The sequence below is a fragment of the Streptomyces sp. SLBN-118 genome (assembly GCF_006715635.1).
GTDB lineage: Bacteria > Actinomycetota > Actinomycetes > Streptomycetales > Streptomycetaceae > Streptomyces.
In genome coordinates, this window is sequence record NZ_VFNP01000002.1 from 1,850,399 (window position 1) to 1,867,537 (window position 17,139).

Annotated in this window: 18 protein-coding genes and 1 riboswitch; of the genes, 9 read left to right on the forward strand and 9 right to left on the reverse strand. The window is 70.2% G+C overall.

Annotated features, from left to right (window positions below):
* Nucleotides 1-38: 38 nt before the first annotated feature.
* The 3 genes from thiE to FBY35_RS27095 all read right to left on the reverse strand — a co-directional run bounded on the left by thiE (nt 39) and on the right by FBY35_RS27095 (nt 2,504).
* On the reverse strand, nt 39-689 hold the full coding sequence (gene thiE / locus FBY35_RS27085) for a thiamine phosphate synthase (RefSeq protein ID WP_142216584.1): 651 nt from the start codon (nt 687-689) through the stop codon (nt 39-41).
* A 135-nt stretch (nt 690-824) separates the two neighbouring features.
* On the reverse strand, nt 825-1,190 hold the full coding sequence (locus tag FBY35_RS27090) for an Rv2175c family DNA-binding protein (protein ID WP_142216585.1): 366 nt from the start codon (nt 1,188-1,190) through the stop codon (nt 825-827).
* Between the two features lie 72 nt (nt 1,191-1,262).
* Nucleotides 1,263-2,504, reverse strand: a complete 1,242-nt coding sequence (locus FBY35_RS27095; protein ID WP_142216586.1) for an NAD(P)/FAD-dependent oxidoreductase — start codon at nt 2,502-2,504, stop codon at nt 1,263-1,265.
* A 131-nt stretch (nt 2,505-2,635) separates the two neighbouring features.
* A riboswitch (TPP riboswitch) is annotated at nt 2,636-2,748 on the forward strand.
* Between FBY35_RS27095 and thiO the strand changes: the two genes are divergently transcribed.
* The 6 genes from thiO to FBY35_RS27125 all read left to right on the forward strand — a co-directional run bounded on the left by thiO (nt 2,746) and on the right by FBY35_RS27125 (nt 8,748).
* A complete protein-coding gene (thiO, locus tag FBY35_RS27100; RefSeq protein WP_142216587.1) occupies nt 2,746-3,918 on the forward strand; it encodes a glycine oxidase ThiO in 1,173 nt (390 codons plus the stop codon). Its footprint overlaps the riboswitch before it by 3 nt.
* A complete protein-coding gene (gene thiS, locus FBY35_RS27105; protein WP_142216588.1) occupies nt 3,915-4,115 on the forward strand; it encodes a sulfur carrier protein ThiS in 201 nt (66 codons plus the stop codon). The genes thiO and thiS overlap by 4 nt, the downstream gene beginning before the upstream one ends.
* A 6-nt stretch (nt 4,116-4,121) precedes the next feature.
* Nucleotides 4,122-4,916, forward strand: a complete 795-nt coding sequence (locus FBY35_RS27110; protein ID WP_142216589.1) for a thiazole synthase — start codon at nt 4,122-4,124, stop codon at nt 4,914-4,916.
* 440 nt (nt 4,917-5,356) lie between these two features.
* Nucleotides 5,357-7,300, forward strand: a complete 1,944-nt coding sequence (gene pknB, locus FBY35_RS27115) for a Stk1 family PASTA domain-containing Ser/Thr kinase (RefSeq protein WP_142216590.1) — start codon at nt 5,357-5,359, stop codon at nt 7,298-7,300.
* Between the two features lie 5 nt (nt 7,301-7,305).
* Nucleotides 7,306-8,166: a deoxyribonuclease IV gene (locus tag FBY35_RS27120; protein WP_142216591.1), complete on the forward strand. Its 861-nt coding sequence runs from the start codon at nt 7,306-7,308 to the stop codon at nt 8,164-8,166.
* 69 nt (nt 8,167-8,235) lie between these two features.
* Nucleotides 8,236-8,748, forward strand: a complete 513-nt coding sequence (locus tag FBY35_RS27125; RefSeq protein ID WP_142216592.1) for a DUF4396 domain-containing protein — start codon at nt 8,236-8,238, stop codon at nt 8,746-8,748.
* 26 nt (nt 8,749-8,774) lie between these two features.
* Here the strand turns inward: FBY35_RS27125 and FBY35_RS27130 are convergent, their stop codons facing one another.
* Nucleotides 8,775-9,407 (reverse strand): sulfite oxidase-like oxidoreductase, encoded by a 633-nt coding sequence (locus FBY35_RS27130; protein ID WP_142216593.1) that lies wholly within the window; start codon nt 9,405-9,407, stop codon nt 8,775-8,777.
* Nucleotides 9,408-9,562: 155 nt separating this feature from the next.
* Between FBY35_RS27130 and bfr the strand changes: the two genes are divergently transcribed.
* Nucleotides 9,563-10,042: a bacterioferritin gene (gene bfr, locus FBY35_RS27135; RefSeq protein ID WP_142216594.1), complete on the forward strand. Its 480-nt coding sequence runs from the start codon at nt 9,563-9,565 to the stop codon at nt 10,040-10,042.
* 20 nt (nt 10,043-10,062) lie between these two features.
* Here the strand turns inward: bfr and FBY35_RS27140 are convergent, their stop codons facing one another.
* Together FBY35_RS27140 and FBY35_RS27145 are read right to left on the reverse strand one after the other, a co-directional pair.
* The gene (locus tag FBY35_RS27140; RefSeq protein ID WP_142216595.1) at nt 10,063-10,320 is read right to left on the reverse strand and encodes a bacterioferritin-associated ferredoxin; all 258 of its coding nucleotides are present in this window, start codon (nt 10,318-10,320) and stop codon (nt 10,063-10,065) included.
* A 168-nt stretch (nt 10,321-10,488) separates the two neighbouring features.
* The gene (locus FBY35_RS27145) at nt 10,489-11,841 is read right to left on the reverse strand and encodes a class II 3-deoxy-7-phosphoheptulonate synthase (RefSeq protein ID WP_142216596.1); all 1,353 of its coding nucleotides are present in this window, start codon (nt 11,839-11,841) and stop codon (nt 10,489-10,491) included.
* Nucleotides 11,842-11,950: 109 nt separating this feature from the next.
* On the opposite strand from FBY35_RS27145, the gene FBY35_RS38120 reads away from it, so the two are divergent.
* On the forward strand, nt 11,951-12,007 hold the full coding sequence (locus FBY35_RS38120) for a trp operon leader peptide (RefSeq protein ID WP_132798854.1): 57 nt from the start codon (nt 11,951-11,953) through the stop codon (nt 12,005-12,007).
* 104 nt (nt 12,008-12,111) lie between these two features.
* Nucleotides 12,112-13,977 (forward strand): anthranilate synthase family protein, encoded by a 1,866-nt coding sequence (locus tag FBY35_RS27155; protein ID WP_142216598.1) that lies wholly within the window; start codon nt 12,112-12,114, stop codon nt 13,975-13,977.
* A 79-nt stretch (nt 13,978-14,056) separates the two neighbouring features.
* Here FBY35_RS27155 and FBY35_RS27160 read toward each other — a convergent pair whose 3' ends face one another.
* From FBY35_RS27160 to macS, 3 genes are all read right to left on the reverse strand, one after another.
* Complete coding sequence (locus FBY35_RS27160) at nt 14,057-15,085, reverse strand: 6-phosphofructokinase (RefSeq protein ID WP_142216599.1); 1,029 nt, start codon at nt 15,083-15,085, stop codon at nt 14,057-14,059.
* Between the two features lie 154 nt (nt 15,086-15,239).
* A complete protein-coding gene (locus tag FBY35_RS27165; protein ID WP_142216600.1) occupies nt 15,240-15,914 on the reverse strand; it encodes a response regulator transcription factor in 675 nt (224 codons plus the stop codon).
* Nucleotides 15,911-17,122 (reverse strand): MacS family sensor histidine kinase, encoded by a 1,212-nt coding sequence (gene macS / locus FBY35_RS27170; RefSeq protein WP_142216601.1) that lies wholly within the window; start codon nt 17,120-17,122, stop codon nt 15,911-15,913. The genes FBY35_RS27165 and macS overlap by 4 nt, the downstream gene beginning before the upstream one ends.
* Nucleotides 17,123-17,139: the final 17 nt, after the last annotated feature.

Genomic DNA, 17,139 nt, shown 5'->3' on the forward strand with positions numbered 1-17,139 from the left:
GAGTCCACCAACCGGACACCCAAACCTCATGATTCGGCCTACTGTCCGTAGGTGCGTATCCGCTTGGTGAGATCCGCCGCGGCCGCTGCCGGGTCGTCGGCCTCGGTGATCGCGCGTACGACGACGATCCTGCGGGCGCCCGCCTCCAGCACCTCGTCCAGATTGCCCGCATCGATGCCGCCGATCGCGAACCAGGGCCGATCGGTACCCAGCCCCGCCGCGTAGCGCACGAGGCCGAGTCCGGGGGCGTACCGCCCGGGCTTGGTGGGGGTGGGCCAGCAGGGTCCGGTGCAGAAGTAGTCCACGCCCTGCTCGACGGCGGCGGCGTCCACCTCGGACTCGGCATGGGTGGATCGGCCCATCAGGACGTCCTCGCCGAGGATCGCGCGGGCGGCCGGGACCGGGATGTCGCCCTGTCCGAGATGCAGCACGTCGGATCCGATGGCGTGGGCGACGTCGGCGCGGTCGTTCACGGCGAGCAGCTTGCCGTGCCTGCGGCAGGCGTCGGCGAAGACCTGGAGGTGGTCGAGCTCCTCGGCCGCCTCCATGCCCTTGTCGCGCAGCTGCACAATGTCGACACCCGAGGACAGCACGGCATCGAGGAAGGCGGCGAGGTCGCCCTGCTTCTTCCGGGCGTCCGTGCACAGATAGAGCCGGGCGTCGGACAGCAGCTCACGAGCCGTGGACATGGGTGTTTCCCCCGTTGGGTCGGCGGTGTGCGGGCGCGGGCCACCAGGGGCCCACGCCGGCACACCGCGTGGAGTTGGTCCTTTCCGGCGGTCCGGGGCAGCCCGAATCGGACGCTCAGGACGCCGGAAGGCGGGTCAGACGGCGAGCGCCTGGGCCCGGCGCTTCACCTCCGTGCCGCGATTCTCGCTGAGCGCCTGCGCGGGCGTGCCCGGCAGGCTCGGGTCGGGGGTGAAGAGCCACTCCAGCATCTCTTCGTCGGTGAAGCCGTCGTCCCTCAGGAGGGTCAGGGTCCCGGCGAGACCCTTGACCACCTTGGTGCCGTCGATGAAGGCGGCCGGCACCTGAAGCGCCCGGTTCTCACCACGGCGCACGGCGATCAGCTGGCCTTCCTTGACCAGCTGCCGTACGCGTGTCACCTCGACATCGAGCATTTCCGCGATGTCGGGAAGGTGGAGCCAGGCGGGGACGAGAGCATCGATCTTTGCGTCAATCTCGGTCACACGACAAGCGTGCCATCCCGGACTGACAGTCGGTAGCCGGACCCTGCCCGGACAACCTCCGCGCCGCCGTCTTCACTCTGCCCGTGCCGCCGTCTTCAGAGGCACGGACGGGTCGATCGCGAGGTCCGGATCGAGCCGTGCGCCGGAAAGGATCAGCTTGCGTCCCTGCGCCAGATCGCGGGCCCTGCCGACGGCCAGGAGGGCGACCAGGGCGCCCTCGCGCAGCCAGAGCACCGTCCAGGTGGGGCCCGCCGGATCGCCGCGCCGGACCATCGTGTCGGCGGTGGCGTGGTGGCCCGCGTACTGCACGAAACGGCCGAACTGCTCGGACCAGAAGTACGGCACAGGATCGTAGATCTCCACCGGCTCCCGCAGATCGCCGGCGATGACGTTGGCGGCCACCGTGCGCGGCCCTTGCAGGGCGTTGTCCCAGTGGTGCACGAGCAGGCGTTCGCCGTAGCGGCGTGACGGGAAGGAGGCGCAGTCGCCGACCGCGTACACATCGGGCAGGGAGGTGCGCAGATACTGGTCCGCGGTGATTGCGCCGTCCGGGCCGATCGCGATGCCGGAGCCCGCGAGCCAGCCGGTGGCGGGGCGGGCGCCGATGCCGACGACCACGGCTCCCGCCGGGAGCTCACGGCCGTCCGCGAGGATCACCGTTCCGGGCTCGATGCGGGCCACGCGCGCGTGGGTGAGCAGTTCGACGCCGTACTCCGCGTACCAGTGGGTCATCGGGGCCGCGACCTCGGCGGGCAGGGCGCCGGCGAGGGGCCGGTCGGCCGCCTCGACGACGGTGACCGTGCAGTCGGCCTCGCGGGCGGCCGTGGCGAATTCCGCTCCGATCCAGCCCGCGCCGACGACCACTATGTCGTCCTGTTCGGCCAGGACGGGGCGCAGCCGTGCGGCATCGTCGAGGGTGCGCAGCAGATGGACCCCGGCAACGCCCTCCGCACCCGGCAGCGTGATCGGCTCGGCGCCGCTGGCGATGACCAGGACGTCGTACGGGACGGCTCCCGCCTCGGTGTCGAGCTCGTGCTCCAGCGGGCGTACGCCCTGCACCTCGCAGCCCAGCCGCAGCTCGATGCCGAGTGCCTCGAAGTCGACCTCGAAGGCCGAACCCTCGGCCTTGCCGAGCAGGATCGCCTTCGAGAGGGGCGGTCTGTCGTACGGCTGGTGGGGCTCGGCGCCGATCAGCGTCACGGATCCCGTGAAGCCCTGCTCGCGCAGGGCCACGGCGGTCTGGACTCCGGCCATTCCCGCGCCGACGACGACCACGCGCCGGTCTGTCTGTGCTGTCTTCTGCTGCTCGCTCACCCTGCAACCTTACGCATCTGACGGTCCGTCAGTAAGCGTGTTCGGCGATGCTCGCGCCGCCCGCGTGCGACGACTGCCGCAGCGCCTGCTCCCTTACTGCCGGTTGAGGGCGGGGGTTAGGGTGGCCACCGTAAGGCACTCGCGGGAGCCCGGACGCACCGGGCTGAGAGGGAGGCTGGGCGGCCTCCGACCGTACGAACCTGATCCGGGTCATGCCGGCGAAGGGAGGGGCTGGACGCCCATGTCGCGTATTTCCGAAACGCGCAGTTCAGACGTTCTTGTCATCGGGGGCGGAATCATCGGCCTGGTCACGGCCTGGCGAGCCGCTCAGCGCGGACTGCGGGTCGCGCTCGCCGATCCGGAGCCTGGCGGCGGGGCCGCGCAGGTCGCCGCGGGCATGCTCGCCGCCGTCACCGAGCTCCACTACGGCGAGCAGACACTGCTCGGCCTCAATCTCGAATCCGCACGGCGCTATCCGGCCTTCGTCGCCGAGCTGGAGGAGGCGAGCGGGCAGTCGGTCGGCTACCGCGCATGCGGCACGCTCGCCGTCGCACTCGACGCCGACGACCGGGCGCACCTGCGGGAACTGCATGCCCTGCAGCTCCGGTCCGGCCTGGAGTCGGAATGGCTGAGCGGCCGCGAATGCCGTCGCCTCGAACCGATGCTTGCGCCCGGTGTACGCGGGGGCCTGCGGGTGGACGGCGACCATCAGGTCGATCCGCGACGCCTGGCCGGGGCGCTCGTGACGGCCTGCGAGCGCGCCGGGGTGATCTTCCACCGTGGCTGGGCGGAACGGCTTTCGGTCGTACGCGACCGGGCGGCCGGAGCCGTGCTGACGGACGGCGAGGAGCTCTCGGCGGACCAGGTCGTCCTGGCGGGCGGCAGCCACAGCGGCAGGCTCGGCGGCGTACCGGCGGAGGTGCTGCCTCCTGTACGGCCTGTGAAGGGCCAGGTCCTGCGGCTGACCGTGCCGACCGCGTACGCCCCCTTCCTGTCCCGGACCGTGCGGGCCGTCGTGCGCGGCAGCGATGTCTATCTGGTCCCGCGCGAGAACGGCGAGCTGGTGATCGGGGCGACGAGCGAGGAGCTCGGCTGGGACCGGACGGTCACCGCGGGCGGTGTCTACGAGTTGCTGCGCGACGCGCACGAACTGGTGCCGGGCATCACCGAGCTGCCGCTCACAGAGACCCGTGCGGGGCTGCGGCCGGGCTCCCCCGACAATGCCCCGCTGCTCGGCCCCAGCGCCCTGCCCGGTCTCCATCTGGCCACCGGCCACTACCGCAACGGGGTGCTTCTGACCCCGGTCACCGGCGATGTGCTGGCCGAGCTGCTGGTCACCGGCGCGCTGCCGGATCAGGTCCGCCCCTTCACGCCGCTGCGCTTCTCTCCCGTACGTCTGGAGCAGCCCGCATGAACGTCTCCGTCAACGGCGAGGCGCGTGAACTCGCCGCCGGAACCACGCTGGACACCCTGATCAGGGCGCTCACGTCCGCGCCGTCCGGGGTCGCCGCAGCCGTCAACGAGGCGGTCGTCCCACGCAGCCAGTGGCCGGGCACGCTGCTCGGCGACGGTGATCGCGTCGAGGTTCTCACCGCCGTGCAGGGGGGCTGATCAGCCATGGCCGACGACCGTCTCACCATCGGCGACACCACGTTCAACTCCCGGCTGATCATGGGTACGGGCGGAGCGCCCAGCCTCGACACACTCGAACGCTCCCTCGCCGCGAGCGGCACCGAACTCACCACTGTCGCGATGCGCCGCCTCGACCCGGCCGTCAAGGGCTCCGTCCTGTCCGTCCTGGAGAGGCTGAACATCCGCGTCCTGCCCAATACAGCGGGCTGCTTCACCGCGGGCGAGGCCGTCCTCACCGCGCGTCTCGCGCGAGAGGCGCTGAGCACGGACTGGATCAAGCTGGAGGTCGTCGCGGACGAGCGCACGCTGCTGCCGGATCCGATCGAGCTGCTGGAGGCCGCCGAGATCCTGGTCGACGACGGCTTCACGGTGCTGCCGTACACCAACGACGACCCGGTGCTGGCGCGGAAGCTTCAGGACGTGGGCTGCGCGGCGATCATGCCGCTGGGCTCGCCGATCGGCTCCGGTCTGGGCATCCGCAACCCGCACAACTTCCAGTTGATCGTCGAGCACGCGCGCGTGCCGGTGATTCTGGACGCCGGGGCCGGTACGGCGTCCGATGCCGCGCTCGCGATGGAGCTCGGCTGCGCGGCCGTGATGCTGGCATCGGCGGTCACGCGGGCGCAGGAGCCGGTGCTGATGGCGGAGGCGATGCGGCACGCGGTGGAGGCGGGGCGGTTGGCGCGGCGGGCGGGCCGGATTCCACGGCGGCACTTCGCGGAGGCGTCGTCGCCGGTCGAGGGCCGGGCGGTCCTGGACCCGGAACGCCCGGCGTTCTGACCGCTGCGCGGGGCTTGTTCCCCACCCCTCCCTCCCCCTAACGGCCACCCCCAACTGGGGGCAAGCCCCCAGCCCCCTGCGCCCGCTTCGCGGCGCGAACTGGGGCTCCGCCCCAAGCCCGTACGCGCTTCGCGCGTGTCCTCAAACGCCGGACGGGCTGGATTTCCGCCGGTCGGCCCGAAGATTCGGGCCGACCGGCGGGAAATTTTCAGCCCCGCCGGCGTTTGAGGCGCGGGGGTCCGGGGGCGGAGCCCCCCAAGGGGTCTGGGGCGGAGCCCCAGTTACGGGATGGGGCGGGTAGGGGACAAAGCCCGCCGCAGGCGATCAGGGCGGGCAGCCGCCCCGGCGAACAGGCCCCGCGTCACAGCTCGGCTGCAGTACCGCTCCGGTCCAACCCCACCGCATCCGCCCTGTCAGCCATGACTCGTAGAATCTCCCGCGTGGACACGACCCTCAAGGACCCCCTCGTCGGGCACGTGCTCGACGGCCGCTACCGCGTCGACGCGCGTATCGCTGTCGGCGGTATGGCCACGGTCTACCGGGCCGTCGACACCCGACTCGACCGGGTGCTCGCGCTCAAGGTGATGCACCCCGCCCTCGCCACCGACGCCTCCTTCGTGGAGCGCTTCATCCGCGAGGCCAAGTCCGTGGCGCGCCTCGCCCACCCCAATGTGGTGGCGGTCTTCGACCAGGGCGCCGAGGGTGCGTACGTCTACCTGGCCATGGAGTACGTCGCGGGCTGCACATTGCGCGACGTACTGCGCGAGCGCGGGGCCCTCCAGCCGCGGGCGGCGCTCGACATCCTGGAGCCCGTGCTGGCGGCGCTCGGCGCGGCGCACCGGGCCGGATTCGTCCACCGGGACATGAAGCCGGAGAACGTGCTGATAGGGGACGACGGCCGGGTCAAGGTCGCCGACTTCGGTCTCGTACGCACGGTCGGCTCGGTCACCAGCACCACGGGCACGGTGCTGGGCACCGTCTCGTATCTCGCTCCCGAGCAGATCGAGCACGGCACGGCCGACACGCGGGCCGACGTGTACGCCTGCGGAGTCGTCCTCTACGAGATGCTGACCGGCTCCAAGCCGCACTCCGGCGACACGCCCGCCCAGGTCCTGTTCCAGCATCTGAACGAGGACGTTCCGGCCCCCTCCGCCCTGGTGCCGGGGCTCGCCGTCGAACTCGACGAGCTGGTCGCGAGCGCCACCGCCCGCAATCCGGAGATGCGCCCTCACGACGCGGTGACGCTGCTGGCACAGGCCCGCGCGGCCCGGGCCCCGCTCAGCGACGAACAGCTGGACCTGGTGCCGCCGCAGGCGCTGGCAGCCGGCGGGGCCGAGCCCGCCGCCGCGGGGCCTGCGGCGGCTTCGGAGGACGCCACCAGCGTGATCCCCCGGGTGCTCCCCCGCGAGGAGCCCGGGGTCGACCACACCGCCCGGCTGACGATGCCGCCGCCTCAGCCGCCCGAGCCGACCCGGCCGACGGGTCGCCGGGCCGTCCCGCGGCGCGGCGTGCTCGCCGCCCTGGTCGCCGTACTGCTCGTGCTCGGCGTGGGGGCGGGCGTCTGGTACATCAACTCCGGGCAGTTCACCCGGGTCCCGGCCCTGATCGGCAAGACCGAGAAGGACGCGAGGCAGCAGTTGAAGAGCGCCGGACTCGATGTGAAGAAGGTCCGGTACGACTTCAGCGAAACGGTCCAGCGCGGCACTGTCATCAAGACCGACCCCGGGACGAATGAGCGCATCCGCGGCAATGGCTCGGTGACGATCATCGTCTCGCGCGGCCCGGAGATCGTCCGGGTCCCCGATGTCAAGGGCAAGCCGCTCGCCCAGGCCGAGCTCGAGCTGGAGAAGGCCGGTCTCGCGCCGGGCGTGGTCACCAACGAGTTCAGCGAGGAGATCGAGCAGGGGGCGGTGATCAGCACGGATCCGGCTTCCGGGACCCGCCGCAGCCCCGATTCCGCGGTCGCCGTCGTTGTCAGCAGGGGCGCGCCGATCGAAGTCCCGGATGTGACGGGTGAATCGGTGGACGACGCGACCAGCCGACTCACCGGCGCGGGCTTCAAGGTCAAGATCGCTTCCGAGCAGATCAACTCCCCCGAGGAGGCCGGCTCTGTCGCCGGGCAGTCCGCGGCCGAGGGCACCGAGCTGGCCCGCGGCGACACCGTCACACTGACCGTCTCCAAGGGCCCCCGCATGCTCCCAGTCCCGGATGTCGTCGGCCTGAAGGTCGACGAGGCCACGAGCAAGCTGAAGTCGGCGGGGTTCGAGGTCAAGGTCGACAAGAGCTTCCCGTTCCTCGGGGACACCGTGGAGAGTCAGTCCGTCGCGGCGGACGAGCAGGCGCCCGAGGGCAGCACGATCACCATCAAGACCAAGGGACTGTAGTTCTCATGCGCAACCCCGTCGGCGGCCATGTCCCCGTGGCCGGCGGCCTCGCCACCACGGGTCTCGCCTACGCCCGTGAGCTGGCGGCGGAAACCGTCCAGGTCTTTGTGGCCAACCCTCGCGGCTGGGCGACGCCCGCCGGAAATCCGGCGCAGGACGAGCGGTTCCGCGCGGAGTGCGCCGCGAGAGGGATCTCGGCGTACGTCCATGCCCCTTATCTGATCAACTTCGGCTCGCACACCGAGGCCACCGCGGAGAAGTCCGTGGAATCGCTGCGGCACTCGCTGCGCCGGGGCCGCGAGATCGGCGCGAAGGGTGTGGTCGTGCACACCGGCTCGGCGACCGGCGGGCGAGCCCGGGAGGTGGCGCTTGCGCAGGTACGGGAGCGGATGCTGCCGCTGCTCGACGAACTGACGCACGACGACGACCCGTTCCTGCTGCTGGAATCGACGGCGGGCCAGGGCTTCTCGCTCTGCTCGCGCACGTGGGACTTCGGCCCGTACTTCGAGGCGCTCGACGCGCATCCCAAGCTGGGCGTCTGCTTCGACACCTGCCACATCTTCGCGGCGGGACACGATCTGGCGGGCCCGGACGGGATGGCGAAGACGCTGGATCTGCTGGTGGGAACGGTCGGTGAGGGGCGGCTCAAGCTGATCCACGCCAATGACTCCAAGGATGTGGCCGGCGCGCACAAGGACAGGCACGAGAACATCGGTGCAGGTCACATAGGGGAGGAGCCCTTCCGGGAGCTGATGCGGCATCCGGCGACGGAGGGCGTACCGCTGATCATCGAGACTCCCGGCGGTAAGGAGGGGCACTCGGCGGATGTGGCGCGGCTGAAGAATCTCCGCCGAGGGCTCGATTGAGGAATACCCCTAGGGGGTATATGGTTGTAGCTGTCGGCCGGAACCGCTACCTGAGGTTGGGGGCTTCTGATGCAGCACGACACCCGCACCGAGCACGACACCCACACCGAGCACGCGCACCACACGGACATGCACGAGGGTCGCGGAAAGGTCAGCTGGTCGACGGCCGCCCGGGCGACGCTGCACTGCCTCACCGGCTGTGCCATTGGCGAGGTGCTCGGCATGACCATCGGCACCGCGCTGGGCTGGGGAAACGTGCCGACGATGATCCTCGCGATCACCCTGGCCTTCTTCTTCGGCTACTCACTCACACTGCGCGGCGTCCTGAGGGCCGGGGTCGACTTCAGGAACGCCGTCCGGGTCGCCCTCGCCGCCGACACCCTCTCCATCGCCGTGATGGAACTGGTCGACAACGGCGTCATCGCGCTCTGGCCGAACGCCATGGACGCAGAGCTCGCCGACCTGCTGTTCTGGCTCGCCCTCGCCGTCTCGCTCGTCATCGCCTTCGTCGTGACGACGCCCGTGAACAGGTGGATGATCGGCCGCGGAAAGGGCCACGCGGTGGTCCACCAGTACCACTGACGACGCCACCGGCACGGACGGCAAAGTCAGAGCTCGGGGCCGTCCCCGGGCTCTTCCTGGTAGGAGTAGCGCTGCTCGCGCCACGGGTCGCCGAGGTTGTGATAGCCGCGCTCCTCCCAGAAGCCGCGGCGGTCGGCGGTCATGTACTCCACGCCCCGGACCCACTTGGGCCCCTTCCAGGCGTACAGATGCGGCACTACAAGGCGCAGCGGAAAGCCGTGCTCCGCTGTGAGCAGCTCACCGTCCTTGTGCGTCGCGAAGATCGTGCGGTCCGCGACGAAGTCGGAGAGCCGCATATTGGCGCTGAATCCGTACTCCGCCCAGACCATGACATGGGTGACGTTCGCCGCCGGCGGGGCGAGCTCCACGATCGTACGGGCGGGCACACCGCCCCATTCGGCGCCGAGCATGCTGAACTTCGTCACGCAGTGCAGATCGGCGACGACCGTCGAGAAGGGCAGCTCCGAGAACTCCTCATGGGTCCAGCAGCGTTTGTCGCCGTCCGCCGTGGCGCCGAAAACCCTGAACTCCCAGCGGTCCGGCTTGAATTTGGGTACGGGGCCGTAGTGAGTGACCGGCCAGCCACGCTGCAGTCGCTGCCCCGGCGGAAGCTCGGACTCCTCTGATGCGCGGTATTCCCGGCTCTCCGGCTGACCCATGCCTTCAATGGTGACAGACAAGGAGGGGTGGTCATGACCAGGTCTGGCCCGATTCGGGCAACTCCTACTAAGCATGCACTTACTGGACTGCCCCCTGCCTCGATGCGAGGATGCGCGCACCTGCCCCAGTCACACGCGCGGAAGGAGCCTCTGCGATGCAGGGCGACCCCGAGGTCATCGAGTTCCTCAATGAGCAGCTGACTGCCGAGCTGACCGCCATCAACCAGTACTTCCTGCACGCGAAGATGCAGGAGAACTTCGGCTGGACGAAGCTCGCGAAGTACACCCGGGCCGAGTCGTTCGACGAGATGAAGCACGCGGAGGTACTGACCGACCGCATTCTCTTCCTCGACGGCCTGCCCAACTACCAGCGGCTCTTCCATGTGCGCGTCGGTCAGACGGTGACCGAGATGTTCCAGGCCGACCGGCAGGTCGAGGTGGAGGCGATCGACCGCCTCAAGCGCGGCATCGAGGTGATGCGAGCCAAGGGCGACATCACGTCCGCGAACATCTTCGAGTCGATCCTGGAGGACGAGGAGCACCACATCGACTACCTCGACACGCAGCTGGAGCTCGTGGAGAAGCTCGGTGAGGCGCTGTACATCGCGCAGCTGATCGAGCAGCCGGAGAGCTAGACCGCTGCCCGGTCGATCAGCTAGGCGGCTTCGCCGAGCTCGGGCCGAGGGGCCTGCTGGGTGCCGGCGGCCAGGACGGCTGCACCGTTGCCCTGCCCGAGCAGTTCCCGGCGGGGGCAGGCGCCGCGTCCCAGGATCCCCTGGATACGTCGCACGCACGATCCGCAGTCGGTACCGGCTTTCGAGACCGACGCGATCTGGCGGGGTGTGCAGGCGCCGGCATCCGCGTGTTCCTTCACCTGCTTTTCCGTGATGCCGAAGCACGAGCAGACGTACACGCGGTCACCTCCCGGGCGGGATCGATGGATGGCGCCTTCCCGATGATCGGTGAGGCTAACCTAACCTTACCCGCCGGACAGGGTTCGCAAAAGCCCCGGACACGACGGTGGGGCGCGGATCACATCGATCCGCGCCCCACCGTCATTGATCCGTCACTGCGGGTCCGCCTACTGGTCGCGGTACATCTCCGCGACCAGGAAGGCCAGGTCCAGGGACTGGCTGCGGTTCAGGCGCGGGTCACAGGCCGTCTCGTAGCGCTGGTGCAGATCGTCGACGAAGATCTCGTCGCCACCGCCCACGCACTCGGTGACATCGTCACCGGTGAGCTCGACATGGATGCCGCCCGGGTGGGTCCCGAGGCTCTTGTGGACCTCGAAGAAGCCCTTGACCTCGTCGAGCACGTCGTCGAAGCGGCGGGTCTTGTGCCCGGATGCCGCCTCGAAGGTGTTGCCGTGCATCGGGTCGGTCACCCAGGCCACCGTGGCGCCGGAGGCCGTGACCTTCTCGACCAGCTCGGGGAGCTTGTCGCGGACCTTGTCGGCGCCCATGCGGACGACGAAGGTCAGCCGGCCCGGCTCCCGGTCGGGGTCGAGCTTCTCGATGTACTGGAGCGCCTCGTCGACCGTGGTCGTCGGGCCGAGCTTCACACCGATCGGGTTGCGGATCCGCGAGGCGAACTCGATGTGCGCGCCGTCCAGCTGGCGGGTGCGCTCACCGATCCAGACCATGTGGCCTGAGGTGTTGTACAGCTGGCCGGTCCGCGAGTCGGTGCGGGTCAGCGCACCCTCGTAGTCGAGCAGCAGCGCCTCGTGGGAGGAGTAGAACTCGACTGTGCGGAACTCAGCCGGGTCGGTGCCGCAGGCCTTCATGAAGTTCAGCGCGTTGTCGATCTCCCGCGCGAGCTGCTCGTAGCGCTGCCCGGAGGGGGACGACTTCACGAAGTCCTGGTTCCAGGCGTGCACCTGGCGCAGGTCGGCGTAGCCACCGGTGGTGAAGGCACGCACCAGGTTGAGCGTCGCCGCGGATGCGTTGTACATCCGCTTGAGGCGCTCGGGGTCCGGGATCCGGGCTGCCTCGGTGAAGTCGAAGCCGTTGACGGAGTCGCCCCGGTAGGTGGGCAGCGTCACGCCGTCGCGGGTCTCGGTCGGCTTGGAGCGCGGCTTGGAGTACTGGCCCGCGATACGGCCGACCTTGACCACGGGCACGGACGCGGCATAGGTGAGCACCGCGCCCATCTGCAGCAGGGTCTTGAGCTTGTTGCGGATGTGGTCGGCGGACACACCGTCGAAGGCCTCGGCGCAGTCGCCGCCCTGGAGCAGGAACGCCTCGCCCTTGGCGACGGCTCCCATCCGGGCGCGCAGCTGGTCGCACTCGCCCGCGAAGACGAGTGGCGGATACGACTCGAGGTCCGCGATCACATCGCGCAGAGCCTCGGCATCGGGGTACTCGGGCTGCTGCGCCGCGGGCAGGTCTCGCCAGGTGTTGCCACCGGTAGCGGTGGTCTTAGCGTTCACGGTCACCCTGACCACATTACGGGGTCGTGTCGGCCGTCCATTCCACTGCTCAGTAGATGAGACGACCGCGCCCGACCGCGCAGTCGGGGAAGCGGCATCGGGTAGGGTTCGGCGCATGTTCGCGCATTCGACTCAGAGCTGGTGGTGGACCGCACATCCGGCGGCCCACTGACTGATCGCGCGCAACAGGATCGCGAAGGCCGCCCGAGGGGCGGCCTTCAGTGTTTCCCGGGTCCGGGGACAGCGGCCGTTCCTCCCACCCGGAAGGAACACCGGATGCCCATCAGCCGACTGCTCGACGACGACTGCCCTCCCTTCGCCCTGCTGCGCAGGCGCACCCCCGGCCGCGACCACGACACCGTCGAGGTCCTGATCGGCGCGGTGCACGAGGCCGAGCGGCTCGCCGACATCCCGGCCACCGACCGCCCCTCGCTCGCCCTGGTCCCGTTCCGCCAGATCAGGGAGCGCGGCTTCGACGTACGCGACGACGGGACGCCGCTGTCCGTACTCGTCGCCGACACATCGTACGAACTCCCCCTCGCCGACGCCCTGTCGCAGCTTCCCGCCCATGACGTACGGGTCGAGGGCGGGGCCTTCGACGTCGGCGACGAGGAGTACGCGGGCATCGTCCGGCGCGTCATCGAGGACGAGATCGGCCGGGGCGAGGGCGCGAACTTCGTCATCCGCCGCACCTGCACCGGCCGCATCCCCGGCTTCGGCCGGGCCGACGCGCTCGCCCTGTTCCGCCGGCTGCTCGACGGCGAGCGCGGCGCGTACTGGACCTTCGTCGTGCACACCGGCGAGCGCACCCTGGTCGGGGCCAGCCCCGAGGTCCATGTGCGGATGAGCGGGGGCACCGTCGTGATGAACCCCATCAGCGGCACCTTCCGATATCCGCCCGAGGGCCCCACCCCCGAGGCACTGCTCGGCTTCCTGGAGGACCGCAAGGAGCGCGACGAGCTCTCCATGGTCGTCGACGAGGAGCTGAAGATGATGTGCACAGTCGGCGACATGGGCGGCGTGGTCGTCGGGCCCCGGCTCAAGGAGATGGCTCATCTCGCGCACACGGAGTACGAGTTGAGGGGCAAGAGCTCCCTCGATGTGCGCGAGGTCCTGCGGGAGACCATGTTCGCGGCCACGGTCACCGGCTCGCCGGTGCAGAACGCCTGCCGCGTCATCGAACGCCACGAGGTGGGCGGGCGCGGCTACTACGCGGGGGCGCTCGCGCTGATCGGCAGGGACTCGGGAGGCGCGCAGACCCTCGACTCCCCCATCCTGATCCGTACCGCCGACATCGACGCCGACGGGTCCCTGCGGGTGCCGGTCGGGGCCACGCTGGTGCGGCACTCCGACCCGGCGGGCGAGGTCGCCGAGACACACGCCAAGGCGGCGGGCGTGCTGGCCGCGCTGGGGGTTCGCCCGGGGCGGCCCCGGGAGGACGCCGGGCGCCCGGGTCTCGCCGACGACCCGAGGGTACGGGCCGCGCTCGACGCCCGCCGCGCCGACCTCGCTCCGTTCTGGCTGCGGATGCAGGAGCGGTCCGCGCAGCTGTCGGGCCACGCCCTGGTCGTCGACGGCGAGGACACCTTCACCGCGATGCTGGCGCATCTGCTGCGCTCCACCGGCCTGGAGGTGACCGTACGCCGGCACGACGAGCCGGGCCTGCGCGAGAGGGTGCTCACGCACCCGGGACCGGTGGTGCTGGGCCCCGGCCCGGGCGATCCCGCCGACGCTGCCGACCCGAAGATGCGCTTCCTGCGCGCGCTCACGGGCGAGTTGCTGCGCGATCAGCGCCATGGGCTGCTCGGTGTCTGCCTCGGCCATGAACTCATGGCCGCGGAGCTGGGCCTGAAGATCGTACGGAAGGCCACGCCGTACCAGGGCGCGCAGGAGCGTATCGACTTCTTCGGGCGTGAGGAGACGGTGGGGTTCTACAACAGCTTCACCGCGCGGTGCGATGACGCGGCGGCGGAGGAGTTGGGGGCGCGGGGGATCGAGGTCGCGCGCGACCCCCGCACGGCGGAGGTGCATGCCCTGCGGGGAGCGGGCTTCGCGGGCATCCAGTTCCACCCGGAGTCCGTGCTGACGCTGCGGGGGCCGGAGGTGGTCCGGAGCGTGGTCGCGTCGATGACGGCGGTGTGACCGGGGGCCCCACCCGACGCCGGACGGGCGGAAATGGGCGGCTCGGCCGCACATTCGGCCCGTCCGGTGTTCGGGGCCCTCAGCCGAAGAAGACCCCGACCTCCTCGTACAGCTTCGGGTCCACCGTCTTCAGCTTCGCCGTCGCCTCGGCAATCGGCACCCGCACGATGTCCGTGCCCTGCAGCGCCACCATCTTCCCGAAGTCCCCGTCCCGCACCGCCTCGATCGCGTGCAGCCCGAAGCGCGTCGCCAGCCAGCGGTCGAACGCGCTCGGGGTGCCGCCGCGCTGGACATGGCCGAGGACCGTGGTGCGGGCCTCCTTGCCCGTTCGCTTCTCGATCTCCTTGGCCAGCCATTCACCGACGCCGGAAAGCCGGACATGGCCGAAGGAGTCGAGCGAACCGTCCTTGAGCACCGCCTCGCCGTCCTTGGGCATGGCCCCTTCGGCGACCACCACGATCGGTGCGTAACTGGCCTTGAAGCGCGAGGTCACCCAGGCGCAGACCTGGTCGACGTCGAAGCGCTGCTCCGGAATGAGGATGACGTTCGCGCCGCCCGCGAGACCGGAGTGCAGGGCGATCCAGCCGGCGTGGCGCCCCATCACCTCCACCACGAGGACACGCATATGGGATTCGGCGGTGGTGTGGAGCCGGTCGATGGCCTCGGTGGCGATGCCGACCGCGGTGTCGAAGCCGAAGGTGTAGTCCGTGGCCGACAGGTCGTTGTCGATGGTCTTGGGCACGCCGACGCAGTTGATGCCGTATTCCTCGCAGAGCCGCGCGGCCACACCCAGAGTGTCCTCGCCGCCGATCACGATCAGCGCGTCCACCTCGTTCTTGCCGAGGGTGTCCTTGATACGGCGGATGCCGTTCTCCGCCTTGAGGGGGTTGGTGCGCGAAGAGCCGAGGATGGTGCCGCCACGGGGCAGAATGCCGCGTACGGCCGGGATGTCGAGCGGGACCGTGTCGCCTTCGAGGGGGCCGCGCCAGCCATCGCGATAGCCGACGAACTCGTATCCGTACTCCTGCACGCCCTTGCGGACGACGCCACGGATGACCGCATTGAGCCCGGGGCAGTCGCCGCCCCCGGTCAGTACTCCGACGCGCATGGAAACTTCCCTTCGCCTGGTGAGCCGTATGACCGCCACGCTAATGGTGACCCAGGTCACTACGGGATGGGGCGAAGGGTCAATTCCTCTTCGTCAGGCGACGGTTGACGCCCGCCTTTTCACTCGTACGAGTAGCACCCGAAGGGCGGCAAAGTCACACGTCGTCCAGGCCGCGCTCGATCGCGTACCGCACGAGCTCCACACGGTTGTGCAACTGGAGCTTGCCGAGGGTGTTCTGGACGTGGTTCTGGACGGTGCGGTGGGAGATGACCAAACGCTCGGCGATCTGCTTGTACGAGAGCCCCTTGGCAACGAGTCTCAGCACCTCGGTCTCGCGCTCGGTCAGCTGCGGGGCCTTCGGCTCGTCCCCGCCGGACGCCGGCGCGGGCTCGGTCGCCAGCCGCCGGTACTCACCGAGCACCAGGCCCGCGAGGCCCGGCGTGAAGACCGGATCGCCGACGGCGGTACGGCGCACGGCGTCTGTCAGCTCCTCCGTACTGGCCGACTTGAGCAGATAGCCCGTCGCCCCGGACTTGACCGCCTCCAGGACGTCCGCGTGCTCACCGCTCGCGGAGAGCACCAGGACCCGCAGGGCGGGGTGGGAGCCGACGAGCTCCTTGCACACCTGGACACCGGGCATCCCGGGGAGGTTGAGGTCGAGGACGAGCACGTCGGGCGTGACGGCGCGGGCGCGGCGCACGGCCTGCGGGCCGTCACCGGCAGTCGCCACCACGTCGAACCCGGCCGCACCCAGATCCCGGGCGACGGCGTCCCGCCACATCGGGTGATCGTCTACGACCATCACCCTGATCGTCTGCTGCTCCGTCATTTCTCTGCCTTCCCCCGTGGAACCTTCAACTCGACTTCTGTGCCCTGGCCCGGGACGGAGATCAACTCCGCCGAGCCGCCCAGATCCCTCAGCCGCCCGCGGATCGAGAGGGCGACTCCGAGCCTGCCCTCGCCCTCCGCCTGCGCCAGCCTGCCCTCCGGGATGCCCGGGCCGTCGTCCCGCACCGTCACGATCACCTCGTCCGGCCAGTCCTCGACCAGGATCCAGGCCTGGGCGTCCTGACCCGCATGCCGGGTGACATTGTCCAGGGCGGCACTGACAGCGGCGGCCAGCTCCGCGGCCGCGGCGGCCGGAAGCAGGACCGGGGCGCCCGGCTCGGAGAGCGTCACCTTCGACCCGGCGTGGTGGGCCAGCAGCGAGCGAAGATCGCGGAGTCCGGGTCCGTCGGACGGCTCGTCGTCCACGTCGACCGTGCGGACGACCGCGCCCTGCGTGGCGTCCTGCGACTCGCGCATCGTGGGCACCAGACCGCTGGAGACCAGGGTGCGCAGCGCGACCTCCTGCTCCCCCGCCATCCGGCCGAGTTCCGCGGCCTCGCCGCCCAGAGCCGTACCTCGTCGCTGCACCATCGCCAGCACCTGCAGGACGCTGTCGTGGATGTCGCGGGCCAGCCGCTCCCGCTCGCGGGTCGCCGCCTCGATCTCCAGGGCGCGGGCGAGGGTGCGCTCGGAGGCGCGGGCGACCTCGACGACGTAGCCGATGGCGATGGAGGCGACCCAGACCAGCAGGACGTTGTGGAAGGTGTCCCGGCTGGGCTCGCCCCGCTCGACGATGTTGGCCACGGCGACGAACGACGAGGCGAAACCGGCCCAGCGCCAGCCGCCCTTGAGGGCGAACGCGAGGACGGAACCGGCGGTCCAGATCGTCGGCAGCGTGGGCCCGTCGACATGCTGCGCCTGGAAGTCGGCGAGCGGCGTAAGCAGTATGCCGGTGAGCGCGAGGGTCAGATCGGCCACGAGGAACGGCTTGGTGCAGCGGGCCGCGTTGGCCACCCTGGGCAGGGTGGCCAGCGTCCACACCGACATCACCGCGAGGAGGACGAACGCCACCCACGGCCGCTCGAACTTGTCCTGGGTGAAGGCGAACAGCAGATCCGCGTAGATCATTGTCAGGACGCGGTAGGCGGTGAGGGCACGCCACAGCGGCAGTTCGACCGACATCCGCACGACACGCTCGCGCTTGGCCATTTCCCCCTCCCCAGGAC